Genomic DNA, 14802 nt, shown 5'->3' on the forward strand with positions numbered 1-14802 from the left:
TGAACAATAGACCAAGAAAAAGGCTTGACTACCTAACACCAAATGAGTATCTTTTGAAAAAGTTCAACATTATGCGTTAGCGATTAGAAATCGCCATGTAAATCCTTAAGTCTAATGGACTCAGTGTCCTTTAGATTAAGAAATTTCTGGTAGCAATAGTTTTCTGCCATTTTAGAACCAGAACCATACGGGCATATTTGTTGAAGTTGCGAATTCTAACGCTTCCACAACCTTTTTTACGGCATCTTTCTGATATTCCTTTGTACAGTATTGCTCAAATTCTTTTGCCATGTTTAGTGCTTCAGAGATGAATTCTTGCTTAAGAATTCTATCCTCACCGATATCAATGAAAATGTCAAACTTTTCGCAGAAGTCAAAGAATAGAGTGTTTGTTAACGCGCAAGTTTGAGTTTCTGTTAGAGACCATTCTTTAAAATTTCCTGTGCAAGGGTCACCGTTTTGCTCCATATCAACCTCAAGAGCCTGTTTGTTGAGGGGGACAAGCATGTAGTGTAAAGGATTATTGTTTTTTTGCATAATCACATCTCCTTCCTTTTTAGAATTCTAAAATGCGTTGCTTCATTGAATTGATCGCGAGATCGGCCTTGCGTTTTTCCTTTCTCGTTAATATAATTTCTTGCATCCTTCCCGTTGATGTCGAGAAAACGTTCTTTACCTGTTTTCGAAGTGTCCACTAATCTACAGAATCCTCCGACAACATCAGTTATGACCCGTAAGCTATTTTCCTTGTTGTTGTAGTATATCTTACGGCCATCTTCGCTAATTTCACCTTTTGCTCCAGGAGCGAATTTTTCTACAAATGAATTTAGGTTTACTGTTTGCCAATTTTCTTTGTATTGGGAGGCTTCTTTTCTTGCTCGTTCAAAGATTTTGTCTAACCCTCTAGAAAAGAACCCTTTGACTTTTTGCATAAATACCTTGACTCTGTAATCGTGTTTTGTATCAGACATTTACGCCCTCCGGATTTTTTGCAAAGGATTTTGTTCTGTAATCTTTAAACACCTCGTATTTTATGTTATTTTCCTTTAGGATACTGGTGATTTGTTTGTTTTCATTTCCGTATAGCCAGCATTCTTTGGGGCGACTTAGAAGGATTTTTTGTTCAAAGCAGAAAATATCGCTAGGATCTTTTTTCTTTATGCAACCAAGCGTACCTATGTAGAATGGCGTTCCGTTAGGATAACTGCGCAGGGCGCTATAAGTAGAGTGATCTCCAGTACGAAAGTTTCCGATAAGCTTAACCCCGTTGATTGCCAAATAAATTGCAGCCATCTGGTTTAGACATATGTTAAAACGTTGCTGTTCGGTTTTCCATTCGACTCGGGGACTTAAGTCGAAAACGACCATGGCGTAATATTCTTTGTATATGGGTAAATCTTCCTTAAGTTTTTTTAGACGAGGGTAAATGAACTCATCGTCACAAAATGTGCATAATGCAGTCGTACTTTTATTTCTGCTTTGCAACCGATTTCGAAAGGGGAGTATTTCGGATGGTTTTTTGTGTACGAAAAACGACTTTTTGAAGCGAGGAAATCCGCTTTTAGAAAAGCTGATTTTGTGCTTTCGTAGTTCGTTGTATAGCTCAGAGTAGAGCTGGAATAGATTTGTTTTATGTCTTAAAACCATAATTTACCCTAGGCAAATTATCCTGATAATTGAATGTTAGGGAAAATTATGCTATATTACGAGATGCTCGAGGTCGTCTATAGCGAAATCTCGACTGCGCCTCGGAGTTGGTTCAGAACTCTGGGGCGCTTCCCTTTTGGGTCAATGGGGACAACATGTCCCACGATGGATAATATACAACTAGAAAACTCTTGTGTCAAGGGTGAAATGAAACTTTTTTAATTAAGATTTTCTGATTAGTGTGTTTTTGTGCTTTTGATTGTTTTGTTTTTTACAGTCTTTTGTAAAAATTTGTGAATTGCTTTGCTTTTTTATTGAAATTTATTAGCAAATAGTGTATTTTTGTGTTTGAGGTGAAAAATGGAACAATCAGTGTTGAGCGAAAATATTCGTCGTTATATGAAGCTTGGTAATTGGACTATACCCTCGTTGGCTCAGGCTGCTGAAATCAGTGCGACGACTCTTTCCAATTGCCTCAATGACAAGTCTGATCCGCGTATTTCCATTATACAGAAAATCGCAGATAAGTTGAATGTCTCAATGTCTCAACTCTTTTCTGAAAAACCCTCTTTTGAAAATTTTCGTTTCCGATCTTTGTATGCTCTTACTGCTAAGGAGAGGGCTTTCCGAGAAGATTTGCTCTATTCGACATATGACAAAATACAGGAATACTTAAAAATTGAGCGGTTTGCGGAAAAAGGAAATGTTTTTTTGTTTTCTAATGAAAAATTTGATAATCCCATTGAGGCTGCGCATGTTGTAAGGGAGAGACTAGGATTCTCTCAAAGTGCTCCTATTTTAGATATTTGTGAGTTGGTTTCGAAAATAGGTGTTAAGTTTTTTCATTTTGATTTCAAATACTCAAAAACCTATGGCGCCTCGGTTGCGGCAAACGATGGTGGGCCAGCGATAATTTTGAATAGTTCTATTGAATCTGTAGAACGAAAAATTTTTACTATAGCTCATGAGCTTGGACACATCCTTTTGCATAAGGATACTTTCAAAAGTTCTGAAACGATGGAAGAGAAAAACTCAACTGAAGAAGGTGAGGCGAATTTATTTGCGGGCGAGTTGCTGTGCCCTCAAGAAATTGTTTACGAAAAGGTAAAAGAAACACATGGATTCTCGTTTATAGATGCTGTGCTGAAAATTAAACAGATTTATAAAGTGAGCTATGGGACGGTTTTGCACCAGTATTGCAATAGGTATGGTATTTCGGAACAGTATTCTGCGGTGACAAAAAAATTTCAAGCGATGTATGCGAATAAAAATAATGTCTCGTTTAAAAATCACTTTGAACCATATGCCTTGAGTGAAACGCTGTATCGCTTTGAAGATCCTTTTTTCCGTGATATTGTTGTGACTTTGTGTAGAACCGAAAAGATTTCGTCGGCGAAAGCAGCTGAACTTTTAAATTGGAAGAGAGTATCTCTTGAAAAATGGTGTGAAAAAATGGATGAGTCTTCAGAGAACTCGCTCCCTTTTTAGAATGTCTATTTTGGACAAGAAAATTGAAAAGTCCTCGAAGAAAAACTTCGAGGACTTTTGTAATGCTAGTTCAGTGAAATCCTCGCTTTCGCGAGGATGACGCCTGCCAATTAACGAACAACCTTGCGATCGTCTTCGGTCATAGCCAGGAATTCAGCGACGGTCATCTGACCCTTATCGCCTTCCTTACGCTTGTTGACGGAAACCTTGCCTTCTGCCATTTCCTTCTCGCCAACGATGATCTTGTACGGAACCTTCTGGAGTTCGCACTGACGGAACTTGTAGCCAAGCTTTTCGTTGGATTCGTCGATGTCGCAGCGGACGCCGGCGTTCACCAGTTCGCGTTCCACCTTGTGGGCGTATTCAGCGAACTTTTCGGAGATGGGGAGGACGCGTGCCTGGACCGGAGCGAGCCACAGCGGGAAATCGCCCATGAATTCTTCAATAAGAATACCGAGGAAGCGTTCGATGGAACCCACGGCTGCGCGGTGCAGCATAACGGGGATGTGCTTCTGGTTGTCCTTACCGACATATTCTGCACCGAGACGCTGGGGCAGGTTGAAGTCCACCTGGATGGTACCGCACTGCCAATCACGGCCGAGGGAATCCTTCAGGGTGAATTCAAGCTTCGGGCCGTAGAAGGCGCCTTCGCCCGGGTTCAAGATGTAGTCGAGGCCAGCCAGCTTGGTTGCTTCTTCGAGAGCTGCTTCAGCCTTGTCCCAAAGTTCGTCAGAACCCACGCGGCGTTCCGGACGGGTGGAGAACTTCACCACGATGGAATCGAAACCGAAGTCGTGGTAGATTTCCTTCACGAGAGCGCAGAAGTCTGCCACTTCGGAAGCGATCTGTTCTTCAGTACAGAAGATATGAGCGTCATCCTGGACGAAGCCGCGGACACGCATCAAACCGTGCATGGTACCGGCAGGTTCGTAACGGTGGCACTTACCGAATTCAGCAAGACGCATCGGGAGATCACGCCAGCTGCGGAGGCCAGTGTTGAAGATCTGGATATGGCAAGGGCAGTTCATTGGCTTCACAGCCATTTCAACGTCGCCAGCCATGGTCTTGAACATGTTTTCGTTGTACTTGTCGGCGTGGCCGGACTTGATCCACAAAGTCTTGTTCACGATTTCCGGAGTAATGACTTCGAGGTAACCGCGGCGGTCGATCTTACCACGGATGTAGTCCTTGAGGGCGTTGACCATCTTGGTACCGTTCGGGTGCCAGAAAACCATGCCAGGAGAATGGTCTTCAATGTGGTAGAGGTCCATTTCCTTACCGATGCGGCGATGGTCGCGCTTTTCGGCTTCTTCAAGGAACTTCAAATAGGTTTCCAGACCTTCCTTGTCGGCAAAGCAGGTGCCGTACACGCGGGTCAGCTGGTCGCTGTTCTGGTCGCCGTGCCAGTATGCACCTGCGAGGGAGAGCAGCTTGAAGGACTTCAGCTTGCCAGTGCTCGGAACGTGAGGACCTGCACAGAGGTCTTCCCAGTTCTTGCCCGGTTCGCCGTTTGCATAGAAACTCAGGGTGCCGTCAGCGCCTTCGCGAGCCAGAGCGCGTTCAGCGTTGTCGGTCTTGTACTTGTCGCCAGCGGTGCGCTTCAGGCCTTCTTCACCGGAAACAACCACGCGAGTGAACGGGCGGTCTTCCTTGATGATTTCCTTCATGCGCTTTTCGATCTTTTCGAAATCAGACTGCTGAAGCGGGGTCGGTGTCATCAAATCGTAGTAGAAACCCTTTTCAACTGCGGGACCGTAAGCCAGCTTGGTGCCCGGGAAGAGGTCGCAGATAGCTTCTGCCATCACGTGGCTGCAGGAGTGGCGCAACAGCATCAAGCAATCCGGATCGTCATTGTTGGTCGTGATGATCTTGAAAGCGCCGTCTTCGGTCAGGGGGCGGGAGAGGTCCAGGACCTTGTCGCCCAGCTTCACGCCGAGAGCCTTGCGTGCGAGGCCTTCAGAAATGCTCTTTGCTACTTCGAGGCCGGTGGTGCCAGATTCAACGGTACGTACGCTGCCATCGGGCATGGTGAGGTTGATTTGAGACATAATAATTTCCTTTTTTGGGCAGTTCTTGCCCGGTTCCGCAGAAATACGACATCTGACGGTGCGGGCAAAGATAGGAATTAGACGAGAGACGAGAGGCGAGAGACGAGAGAAAATAGGGCTGGGGACAGTTTTTTTCGATTTTAGGCGTTGCCGCGGCATACGCCCGCAGCCGGGCTGTCGCGTTATCGACTCATGAAATTCGCCGTCCGTTCAGCCTCGCTTCGCGAGTCCGAATGGCTTTGCCACTTCCATCTCCCCTAAAGGGGACCATGGCCCACTAAGAACTAAAGTTCTAAATGGTTGCAGGCCTAACGCAATGAGCCAAAAAGGAGGATGTTAAAAAAATGTTACAATTCGGTTTCAGGGGGGCTTTAATATAATGTATAACTATATATACTAAAGTATATATAGTATATACCTTATAATTAAAGAATTTGTATGTAAATTACACATAAATTAATTCTTTCTTTGAAAGACAACAAATGTCATGAAATGTTTAGTAGAATTGAAGTCGTTAAACATTTCATAAGGAGCATCAAATGCCTTTCGAAGATTTCCAATCCCCTTATACGCTAATTCCTTCCACGAAATGGGCATCTCGTTATGTTGCGTTTCATGATGATCGGTTACGACCATTTACCGTCTTTCCTGTGGAAGAATCTATAGCTTTGGATAAAGAACTCCCTTTGCCTCCGAATCTTCTTGAAACTCTTTCTGATATCAATGATGAATTCGGTTATAGATTTGATTTGGCTCAAAAGTATGATCCAAAAATCTCAACTGATATGATGCTTGCGGGAATGACTTCCGATTATCTGTTCAATAAGAAAAATCCATTTGATATTAGTCCGTCGCTAAGGCTTCAATCTGTTTTTGATATGGCGAATAAATTGTCTAAAAGTTCTCATTATGCAGGGCCTAAAGCATCTCCAAGCAAAGTTTTTTCTTTGTATCAAGATTATCTTGCTGGCAAGGTTAACCCATTTGGTGTTTTTGGTAATAATATTTTGAACCAACTTGCGAATTGGAAAGCTCGACAGAGATATTTTGAACTGCTGACTGAAACTGTCCAAGAAGTGAATCAATCTAATAAACCGATCAGTTCCAGAAGATTGAGCGATTTGGAAAAAGGGGTTGTTTTGCATGATATGTATGATGTTCTTCATCGCAATGGAGAAGATGCCTCTTGGATTTCTGACATTGCAGATTATCCGTTTGATATTAGAGTTTATAGAATTGCAGATGGATATGGACCGCAAAATAATGTGCGTGGTGGTGTAAATTTTGATTTGGAGCGTCCGATGATCAATATGAATTTGGGAAAGATTGTTGGCAACGGTCCTGAAATTTTGTCATATTCAAAGATGCTGAGGACTCTTTTCTTGCATGAATTAAGGCATATTTGGCAAAAAACACAGACTGCTTGGTCTTCGAAACTTGTAGAGAAGAATATATTGACTGAAGTAGATGCTCATCAGATGCAGTTTTTAATGGAACGATTGTTGAATCTTCCTGCAAGTGATTTAAGATCGTTTTTTGAAACTCAGAAAGAAAATGAATACTATCTAGAACGTGCACTGATGGATCAAGGGTATAAAAAGAAAGGTTATATTTATTCAAAGGATTATTATAAATGACTTTATTTGCAAGAATAAAATGTTTTTTGACTCTGTCTTTATTGGGACTCGCTACGTGTGCGTATTGTGCTATGCATGATGATTGGGGATGTATATTGCATCCCGACTCCTCGGACTGTAATAAAAGTCATGAAATAGAAAACCCTAGGTATGATTTTGAAGCTTTGACTGTGGCCCGACTTGAGAAACGTCCTGACGGTGATTTTGTTTGCTTCAAGATAATTTACCTCTTTAAAGATTCGATGAAGAAATTTAGGATTGGTGACGAACTTGAAATGAAATGGTCTCGTAAATCTTTGTACGGGTTGTCTTATTTTTATGGTTTGTATGGCAAGGACAGTAGTTTTGTGCGCACTTTTTATGAAAATGCTAGAGAAACTATTCTTTCTGAAAATGAATACGAGCCGTTGTTAAGACTCGGTCCTCATAATGAAAATTTCTGGCAGTACATGTATTTCTGCGACAACCGCCATGATATTCGCACTCGTCATCCGGATAGTCTGGATTTCTCAGAAACATCCTTCATGTTTATGCGGAATACACCCTATGAAAGCTGGATGAATAATGATTCCCTTATTGACGTGTCTGTTGCGACATTCCGTGAATATCTTAAGGATCTTAAGAAATCTCCGAAGCAGATTGAACAATTTGAAAATGCGTTAAAAGCTAGAACAGCAATAAGGATTGATTCGCTAAAAAGGGATTACGTTGCTCTTGGAACCGTTTGGAAGTCTGTTCAGCATAATGGTTTTTGTGAAATAAACTTTGCACCAAGATATGTGTTTAAACGACGTGATAATTGCGATGACTTCATGTGTGCTAAAGAATCCAAGGCGGTAAATGATCCGTTCTGGATGTATGATCAAAAATTTGGGAAACCATTCTATACGATAACTGCGAAAAAACAAGGGAAGTGTTTCTCTCCGGACAGAATGTTCAAGGAAGATTTTCTAGTGGGTCATGTTGAAGGCTCGAAGCTAGTCCTGGATACCACCTACTCCTCCTGGGATTACATTTATCATGACAACAGGTTGATTGATGTTTCCTTTGGTCTGCCCTATGAAAAATTCCTTTCGTACTTGATTCCGGACCACTTTACTCTTGATGATGTGATTACGAAAGCGACCTACCAAGTTTTTGAAGACATCTATAAGAATTCTTCAAAGGAAAACTCCAAGAAGGTGGAACGCGTTCTGAAGAAAATTGATAAGGTCTGCCGGGAATATGATTGACGACATAGTTTATTGAGTTGCTCCGAAAGAGATTCCCTGATTACAAGGGGAGTGTAAACCTTGCTTTGTGTAATGGTTTGTATTATATTTGTGTTGTAAAATAAGTGAGGTGTACTATGGCGACGACAGTATTGCAAATTCGAATGGATGAAGACCTCAAGAACGAGGCTGCCGATCTTTTTGACAAGATGGGAATGGATCTTCCCACTGCCATTCGCGTTTTCCTAAAGCGTGCCGTGGCGGAAAAAGCAATCCCCTTTGAGGTTCGTGAACCTCGCGCGACATATTGTGCGAATAGGGGGTGGGACGCTTTTATGGAATTACGCAATCAAGCTCAGCAGGGACCTGCTGCAGGTATGAGCGAAGAAGAAATCGAAGCGGAAATCGCAGCATATCGTGCTGGAAAGTAGTTGTTTAGGGGTTAGTTGTGGTTTATGCCGTTGTAGATACCAATGTGATTGTGTCGTCTTTGTTGACGAAAAATCCTTTGTCTCCTGTGATGTTGGTAATGCACGAACTTTTTGCTGGGAAAGTGCAATTGCTTGTTAATGATGCTATTCTTGCGGAATATAAAGAAGTCCTTTCTAGACCAAAGTTCCATCTTGATGAGATTGCGATTAATCGGACTTTGGATAGCATTCAAAGATTGAGCATCAATGTAGATGCTCCTGAAAGCGGCGTAGAACTTCCTGATCCGAAGGATGTTGTATTCTATGATGTGGCACTAGCCTGTAGAGATAAAGATGCGTCACTAGTGACCGGTAATACCAAGCATTTTCCAGGAGTCCCGTTCGTTGTAACGCCTAGAGAATTCCTAGAAATTTTGGCGAAGGAGGGATTATGAAAAAGACCGATAAACAGAAACCATTTCTTGAAGCGCTTGAGGAATGGCGTCGGGATAACGATGTGACTGATGTTAGTATTGCCGACGTTTTAAATACAAAATCAAAAGAACTGCCTGACGCAGAAAAAATATCCAAAATCTGGCAGTGATTTTTTACTGCGGGTAGATGTAGTTTAAAATATCTTCCCAAGTAAGAAGATCGTTGATTTTTGTCGAATCATTAACCAGTCCAATGTAGCCGTAATCAAAGCCGTGAGAATAGCTCCAATATCCTATGGAGTGGGCTCGTGCATGGGGTATTAGCTGCATTTTAAAGTACACCTTGTCACTTTTTTGTTGAAGGTTGTAAAAGTGTTGAATTGATAATTTGCTTTTGGGCTTTAGCTCGTTACGAGTTCGATTGGGTCTAAATGCAGGATGGTTCTTTCTGGTTACCACGGTTTCTGCAAGATAATTCATAAATTTTTCGTCAACTTGAACTTCAATTTGGACGCAGATTTCGCCAGTAGTTGCCTTGAATCCGCTCCAAATAGCTCTATGCTTAAAAGCAAGTCTAACGGCTTTTCCGAGTTTCATGGTCTCGTGTGACGAACTTGTTGTTTGCGTTGCGTTTGAAACGTCGTTCCAAATGTTTATTGCGCATGAGCACTTGTATATTAGCCATCCTATGAAGATTCCGATAATAGTTACGGGTATTGGATAATCCGTGATGGAGACACAATAGAGAAAAAGGGGAATGTAAAAGAGGTAGGCGGAAATCGCAAAAAATATTGCAGATGCGTGTAAATACATAATTCCTCCTAATCTTTTACGCAGCGTACCGAACGATTGCGGTCTGTGTCGCAACGATCTAATGAAATGTGGTCGTATTCCCGATAAGGCGAACTTCCCAAGTACATGCATTGAACATCATGGCCGTTGCGGGCTTTGTCTTTGCTCCAGAAGAATGTCGATTCCCCGAGATCTCGGAAGTCGAAATCATATTTGTCTTTTTTCAATAAAGCATCAAGTCCGGTCCTTTTCGTTTTTGAGCCACTTCCTGCGGGTTTTGCGCTAAATCCGTATTCGTTGCTTCCCTTTGTATATTTCCATGACTTGTCGTCAATGATTCCTTTTTTGGTATCTTTCCCATGAACGGTTTCGTAAAGGTCGTTGAATTCGTCCATAGAGGGTAAGTGTGTCCCTGCTGGGCATACTGTTAAGGCTTCTTCATGGTCGTAAAGCCTGCCGTATTTCTTGCAATTTGCTTCGCTATTGTCGTAACATAGGCTGTTTGCTGTGGGGTAATTTAAATTTTGGGCCATCCAAGTGTGCTTGCCGATTTTTACGGCTTTGTAGGCTTGATTGTCGCGACTGTCGATAATGTCTGGCATTTGCTGTAAAACTTTTTTCTTGTCGTTTTTTGAAATCTGAAATTCATTTATAGGGCTGGTTAGCTCCTTGGTGATATTTATGGACTTGATTTTCTTTGCATGAAGATTCTTTCTGCATGTGAATTTGTTGTCAAAGGTGTACTTGCCGCAGAGATCTTTTTGTTGGGAATTCTCAAAACCATATTGGTAGTAGAAACACGCGGGGGAGTCATCGGAAATATTTAGAAAATACTGACCCTTTTTTATGGATGGTGCCGAAATCTCCATCTTCAGTTCTCCGTTACGTACATAGACTGATTCTGCTTTGAAGGTGATTATTCCGGAGCGGCGGAGCCGCCAGTCCGGAAAAATGGGAGCCATCATTCCGGACCTGTGGAGCCACCTGTTTATAGCTCATTTGTTTGGTCAAATACAGTATGTTGGGACCGCGCGGGATTTTATAAGCCTATTCGCGCGAGCCGCCTGCCTACAATCAGTTTAAAGGCACACGCAATGCTTTGAATGACCAACATCTAGTTTTATCCTGCCATAAGCTTTCCTTGCTAATAGCTATGGCTCTCTTTCTCCGGAACACTGGCTCTCTGACACCGGACTGATGGCTCAAAGTATTCCGGAATAATCAGAAGGAAATATTTTCCTTTTCGTTCAAAAGTTCCAGATGAAGGTACATCTCTTCCGGCATGTTGGTCCTGATGGAAATTGCGATGGAATTGTCCTTTGTGACTTTTATGGAAGGCTCAAAGAAGATATCAAATGGGTCGTTTTTGATTGTCTTTCCGTTGATTATTTTTTGCGCTTTTGCTTTGATTTCTGTTGGGGTCAGTCGGTTTTCTTGACACCGGTCATGGTAATAAGCGGTGTAAGCCTGTATGGGAGAAATCTTTGCTTGTTGCGCAATTTCCTTTAACGCCATACTCCAGGCTTTGTCGGTACCAAAACGTTCTTCGTAGTATCTAACGCGTTCTTCTAGCTGGTCGCCAATTTTTTCACCAAAGCTTTTTTCGTTGACATTTACTGTACCGGAAACTTCGGCGTCGATAGCTCCGTAATTTACGTGCACTGCGGCAGAATTATCTCCTCTTCCAAAGGAAAGGGAAATTAGTGTGCATAGCAATATGATGAATGCTTGAAACATGTTGCAACCTCGTCCTGATTAAATATAATTTCAGAACTAGGACATAAAATGACAAAAACGTGGCTACACCTACTTCTTGAATAAGTCCGAATGGGAACCTGTTCTGACCTGGTTTAGCAGGTTAATATCCATGTGGCGTTTGATGGCGAGCTTTAAGTCTTTTTTGAACTGGTTCGTAGCGACGATGTTACGCATCTGATTGCACCTCGCTGAGCAGTTCCTGGAAATTGGAGTAGACTTTTTTGTTTGGGTCTTGCTCCAACTGCTTTGCTTCGGCGAGTGCTTGCGGTGTTGCTGTGTTGGGGCGCTGGCGCTTGATTTCCATGGGCAAACCTTCGTGGATCAGGCACTGGCGCAGGAACATGTTTACCGCATCGGAAATGGTAATGCCCAAGTCCTTGAACAGTTCGTCGCACTTCGCCTTGACATCGGCGTCAGTACGGATCTGTAGAACTGCATTTGCCAAAATAAACCTCTTATGCGGTACGTTGTGATTACAATGTAATTTAAAATTGTTCAAAAGTCAACTCCTTTAGACATGATAGGACTGTTTTCCGTCATTTTTGATGAAAATGTTATGGTTTGTGTCATGGGAATGGTGTGTATCCCATGACCCAAATTATTTATTTTATCACCATGTACTTAATTCCTCTTGTCCGCTTTATCTGATTAGCCTTGAAGGCTGATTTTTGGACTCTTTTTTCTCCTCTCGTAACGTTCACCGCGTGCTGGGTGTAATTATTACTTTGTTACATTTGGTCTGTTTGGTGGAACAGGATGCCTTGGAAGGGCTGGAGAACTTAGTTTTATGAAGCAGGATTTTAGTGCTAAGAATGCAAGAACGAGAATGTTCTTGGTTTATGTAGTCACCTTGATTCTAACATTTCTGGCGTTGGTCTTTATCTTGACCATTACTTTCCAGTCTTTTAGCAATATGGCGAAGGAAGACTTGCTTAAGATTGGAAATAAATCTGTTGCGGAAACGGCAGAGCGATTGAATAATTATGTGGTAAATGCAAGGCGCACTCTGGAGACTACCACCCAGAACGTAGAATACCTCATGGATCGCAAGTCTTCGGTCAAGGAACTGGAATCCTTGATCAGGTATCAATCGGAAAAGTACAAGGCGAATATCGATACGTCCTTTACCGGCCTGTATGGCTATATCAATGAAACCTACATTGATGGCGTGGGCTGGGTTCCTGATTCGGACTACGAACCTACGAAACGTCCTTGGTTCCAGGACGCATTTAGGGCTCGAGGCGAAGTTGCCGTGGGTGCTCCTTATCTGGATTCTCAGACGGGACGCTTGGTTCTTTCCTTGAGCCAGCGACTTTCGGATAAGCATAGCGTCATTGCCATTGACATGTTCATGGATGAGTTGGAGACCTACGTGTCTTCAAAAACTACGGATGGTCTTGACTTTGTTCTGGTTGTGGATCCGGACGGCTCCGTTGTGGCTCACTCGGATTCAACGCAGCTGATGAAGAACTATCTGTCTCCTGAATACAGCGGAACGGATAATGAAAATTTGGTTCGCCAATTGTTGCTTGCCCATGAACAGGTTTTTGAGTTTGTCTCATCTACAGGCGAAAAGAGAATTGTATTCAGCTCTATTTCCAACGAAAATTGGTATGTGGCCATGGTGGTGGACGAGGAAAAATTCTACGAAGCTGTCCATGCTACCATGAAACGGAATATCTTTATTTCGTTAATCATCTTCGTTATTCTATTTGTATTCAGTACCTCCAGCTATCGTAATCGCGTGAGGGCTCTGAATTCCAGCCGCGCCAAGAGCACTTTCCTTGCCAACATGAGCCACGAAATCAGAACTCCGATCAATGGCATTATCGGCATGAACACTATTTTGATGCGTGAATGCGGTGATCCCAATATTCGTGAGTATTCCCAAAATATTCAAAGTGCAAGCCATGCCTTGCTGGCCTTGGTAAACGACATCCTGGATATTTCCAAGATTGAATCTGGAAAGATGCAGTTGGTGAATGCGCGCTATGAATTGTTCTCGGTGCTGAATGATTGCTACAGCATTGCAAGCCCCAGAGCGAAAGCCAAGAGCTTGGATTTTGAAATAAAGGTGGATCCGAACATTCCTTCTGTACTGTTTGGGGATGAAGTTCGTTTGCGCCAGATCATGAATAATCTGCTCTCTAATGCCATTAAGTATACGGAAAAGGGAAAGATAACCTTTGAGGTCGGCTACAAGGAACTTTCAGTATCCAAAAAATCTCCGTCGGCCTCTGTTGAAATTTGTGTGAAGGTTACTGATACGGGCATTGGCATCAAGGAAGAAGATTTCAAGAAACTGTTTAACACCTTCCAGCGTCTAGACGAAAACCGCAATAGAAACATTGAGGGCTCTGGCCTTGGCCTCAATCTGGTGAAAACCCTTGTGGATATGATGGGCGGCGAACTTAAGGTCGATAGCGTTTATGGCGAAGGCTCTACGTTTGAATTTACGGTTCTACAGACGGTGTTGTTGCATGAGCCGATTGGAAAGTTTGAAGATCGCTATAAGTCCTATGTGGCTCTTGGCGAAGAAGTTGACCTGAAGTTCCTCGCTCCCGATGCAAAAATTCTTGTGGTAGACGATGTGGATATGAACTTGAAGGTGGCCAGAGGGTTGCTGAAGGTGACGAAGGCGCAGGTTGATTCTGCCATGTCTGGCCGTGTTGCGCTAGATTTAGCTCGGGATAGAACTTATGATTTAATCCTGCTGGACCACATGATGCCCGAAATGGATGGTGTGGAAACGTTCCATAAGTTGCGGGAAATGCCTCAGTATGCTGATGGGAAGATTCCTGTCATCATGCTTACCGCCAACGCCGTGATGGGCGCGAAGGAAATGTACCTGAAGGAAGGCTTTAGCGATTACGTGACGAAGCCTATTCGCGAAGGCCAGCTGTTGAGCGTGCTGAAGAAGTATTTGCCCGCTGATCTCGTTCTTCCGTATAGCGAAGAAAAGGTTGCCGCTCTGGATGCCCCGAAGCCACTTCTTGCCGAAAATCCCAACGTACCCTTGATGGAAAAGTTGAAGTTCCTGGATGCGGCTGTGGGCATGGGCTATTGCATGAATGACGAAGCCTTCTATCGCGAAATGCTTGAGGAATATTCCGGCTGTAATCACCTGGATGAAATAGAAAAACTCTTTGAGGCAAAGGATTACGCAAACTATCGCGTTGCGGTACATGCCCTCAAGAGTACTTCATTGACCATTGGCGCTAAAATTCTGTCGGAAATGGCCAAGGCCCTTGAATTTGCCTGCAAGGATAATGACTTTGACTTTGTGGAAAAGAATCATCGTCAGTGCATGGACTTGTACAAGGAAACCGTGGACCATATTAAGATTGCGATTTCTTAGAACAGTTGGCGAATAAATC

General features: G+C 42.9%; 15 protein-coding genes. 7 read left to right on the forward strand and 8 right to left on the reverse strand.

Going from position 1 to position 14802, the window contains the following annotated elements:
- Positions 1-171: 171 nt before the first annotated feature.
- The 3 genes from BUB59_RS12035 to BUB59_RS12045 are packed head-to-tail and all read right to left on the reverse strand — an operon-like array spanning position 172 to position 1647.
- Entirely contained in the window at positions 172-537 is a 366-nt protein-coding gene (locus BUB59_RS12035) for a hypothetical protein (protein ID WP_073230278.1), read from the reverse strand.
- A gap of 2 nt (positions 538-539) precedes the next feature.
- Complete coding sequence (locus BUB59_RS12040; protein WP_073230279.1) at positions 540-971, reverse strand: hypothetical protein; 432 nt, start codon at positions 969-971, stop codon at positions 540-542.
- On the reverse strand, positions 964-1647 hold the full coding sequence (locus BUB59_RS12045) for a DUF4417 domain-containing protein (protein ID WP_073230280.1): 684 nt from the start codon (positions 1645-1647) through the stop codon (positions 964-966). The genes BUB59_RS12040 and BUB59_RS12045 overlap by 8 nt, the downstream gene beginning before the upstream one ends.
- A gap of 360 nt (positions 1648-2007) precedes the next feature.
- Between BUB59_RS12045 and BUB59_RS12050 the strand changes: the two genes are divergently transcribed.
- Positions 2008-3135, forward strand: a complete 1128-nt coding sequence (locus tag BUB59_RS12050; RefSeq protein WP_083540314.1) for a helix-turn-helix domain-containing protein — start codon at positions 2008-2010, stop codon at positions 3133-3135.
- Between the two features lie 110 nt (positions 3136-3245).
- Here the strand turns inward: BUB59_RS12050 and thrS are convergent, their stop codons facing one another.
- On the reverse strand, positions 3246-5183 hold the full coding sequence (thrS, locus tag BUB59_RS12055) for a threonine--tRNA ligase (RefSeq protein WP_073230283.1): 1938 nt from the start codon (positions 5181-5183) through the stop codon (positions 3246-3248).
- 539 nt (positions 5184-5722) lie between these two features.
- On the opposite strand from thrS, the gene BUB59_RS12065 reads away from it, so the two are divergent.
- From BUB59_RS12065 to BUB59_RS15385, 5 genes are all read left to right on the forward strand, one after another.
- Entirely contained in the window at positions 5723-6820 is a 1098-nt protein-coding gene (locus BUB59_RS12065) for a hypothetical protein (protein ID WP_143160374.1), read from the forward strand.
- 71 nt (positions 6821-6891) lie between these two features.
- A complete protein-coding gene (locus tag BUB59_RS12070) occupies positions 6892-8052 on the forward strand; it encodes a hypothetical protein (protein ID WP_234980044.1) in 1161 nt (386 codons plus the stop codon).
- A 116-nt stretch (positions 8053-8168) separates the two neighbouring features.
- A complete protein-coding gene (locus BUB59_RS12075; RefSeq protein WP_073230288.1) occupies positions 8169-8462 on the forward strand; it encodes a type II toxin-antitoxin system RelB/DinJ family antitoxin in 294 nt (97 codons plus the stop codon).
- A gap of 17 nt (positions 8463-8479) precedes the next feature.
- On the forward strand, positions 8480-8896 hold the full coding sequence (locus BUB59_RS12080) for a putative toxin-antitoxin system toxin component, PIN family (RefSeq protein WP_073230290.1): 417 nt from the start codon (positions 8480-8482) through the stop codon (positions 8894-8896).
- Positions 8893-9045: a hypothetical protein gene (locus tag BUB59_RS15385; RefSeq protein WP_159433370.1), complete on the forward strand. Its 153-nt coding sequence runs from the start codon at positions 8893-8895 to the stop codon at positions 9043-9045. Before BUB59_RS12080 ends, BUB59_RS15385 begins: the two co-directional genes overlap by 4 nt.
- Before the next feature lie 4 nt (positions 9046-9049).
- Here the strand turns inward: BUB59_RS15385 and BUB59_RS12085 are convergent, their stop codons facing one another.
- From BUB59_RS12085 to BUB59_RS12100, 4 genes are all read right to left on the reverse strand, one after another.
- On the reverse strand, positions 9050-9688 hold the full coding sequence (locus BUB59_RS12085; protein ID WP_073230292.1) for a hypothetical protein: 639 nt from the start codon (positions 9686-9688) through the stop codon (positions 9050-9052).
- Between the two features lie 8 nt (positions 9689-9696).
- Positions 9697-10632: an FISUMP domain-containing protein gene (locus BUB59_RS12090; protein WP_083540315.1), complete on the reverse strand. Its 936-nt coding sequence runs from the start codon at positions 10630-10632 to the stop codon at positions 9697-9699.
- A gap of 256 nt (positions 10633-10888) precedes the next feature.
- Complete coding sequence (locus BUB59_RS12095; RefSeq protein WP_073230295.1) at positions 10889-11404, reverse strand: hypothetical protein; 516 nt, start codon at positions 11402-11404, stop codon at positions 10889-10891.
- A 187-nt stretch (positions 11405-11591) separates the two neighbouring features.
- Positions 11592-11870 (reverse strand): type II toxin-antitoxin system RelB/DinJ family antitoxin, encoded by a 279-nt coding sequence (locus tag BUB59_RS12100; protein WP_073230296.1) that lies wholly within the window; start codon positions 11868-11870, stop codon positions 11592-11594.
- 342 nt (positions 11871-12212) lie between these two features.
- Here BUB59_RS12100 and BUB59_RS12105 point away from each other — a divergent pair, with 342 nt between their 5' ends.
- The gene (locus BUB59_RS12105; RefSeq protein ID WP_083540317.1) at positions 12213-14783 is read left to right on the forward strand and encodes a hybrid sensor histidine kinase/response regulator; all 2571 of its coding nucleotides are present in this window, start codon (positions 12213-12215) and stop codon (positions 14781-14783) included.
- Positions 14784-14802 lie beyond the last annotated feature (19 nt).

The organism is Fibrobacter sp. UWEL, from assembly GCF_900142535.1.
GTDB lineage: Bacteria > Fibrobacterota > Fibrobacteria > Fibrobacterales > Fibrobacteraceae > Fibrobacter.

What these genes read in the sequence shown, in the direction of transcription:
- BUB59_RS12105 (WP_083540317.1), top strand. Translation starts at nt 12,213, where the DNA reads ATGAAGCAGGATTTTAGTGCTAAGAATGCAAGAACGAGAATGTTCTTG.
- thrS (WP_073230283.1), bottom strand. Translation starts at nt 5,183, where the DNA reads ATGTCTCAAATCAACCTCACCATGCCCGATGGCAGCGTACGTACCGTT.
- BUB59_RS12095 (WP_073230295.1), bottom strand. Translation starts at nt 11,404, where the DNA reads ATGTTTCAAGCATTCATCATATTGCTATGCACACTAATTTCCCTTTCC.
- BUB59_RS12050 (WP_083540314.1), top strand. Translation starts at nt 2,008, where the DNA reads ATGGAACAATCAGTGTTGAGCGAAAATATTCGTCGTTATATGAAGCTT.
- BUB59_RS12090 (WP_083540315.1), bottom strand. Translation starts at nt 10,632, where the DNA reads ATGATGGCTCCCATTTTTCCGGACTGGCGGCTCCGCCGCTCCGGAATA.
- BUB59_RS12075 (WP_073230288.1), top strand. Translation starts at nt 8,169, where the DNA reads ATGGCGACGACAGTATTGCAAATTCGAATGGATGAAGACCTCAAGAAC.
- BUB59_RS12045 (WP_073230280.1), bottom strand. Translation starts at nt 1,647, where the DNA reads ATGGTTTTAAGACATAAAACAAATCTATTCCAGCTCTACTCTGAGCTA.
- BUB59_RS12065 (WP_143160374.1), top strand. Translation starts at nt 5,723, where the DNA reads ATGCCTTTCGAAGATTTCCAATCCCCTTATACGCTAATTCCTTCCACG.
- BUB59_RS12040 (WP_073230279.1), bottom strand. Translation starts at nt 971, where the DNA reads ATGTCTGATACAAAACACGATTACAGAGTCAAGGTATTTATGCAAAAA.
- BUB59_RS12070 (WP_234980044.1), top strand. Translation starts at nt 6,892, where the DNA reads ATGCATGATGATTGGGGATGTATATTGCATCCCGACTCCTCGGACTGT.
- BUB59_RS15385 (WP_159433370.1), top strand. Translation starts at nt 8,893, where the DNA reads ATGAAAAAGACCGATAAACAGAAACCATTTCTTGAAGCGCTTGAGGAA.
- BUB59_RS12085 (WP_073230292.1), bottom strand. Translation starts at nt 9,688, where the DNA reads ATGTATTTACACGCATCTGCAATATTTTTTGCGATTTCCGCCTACCTC.
- BUB59_RS12035 (WP_073230278.1), bottom strand. Translation starts at nt 537, where the DNA reads ATGCAAAAAAACAATAATCCTTTACACTACATGCTTGTCCCCCTCAAC.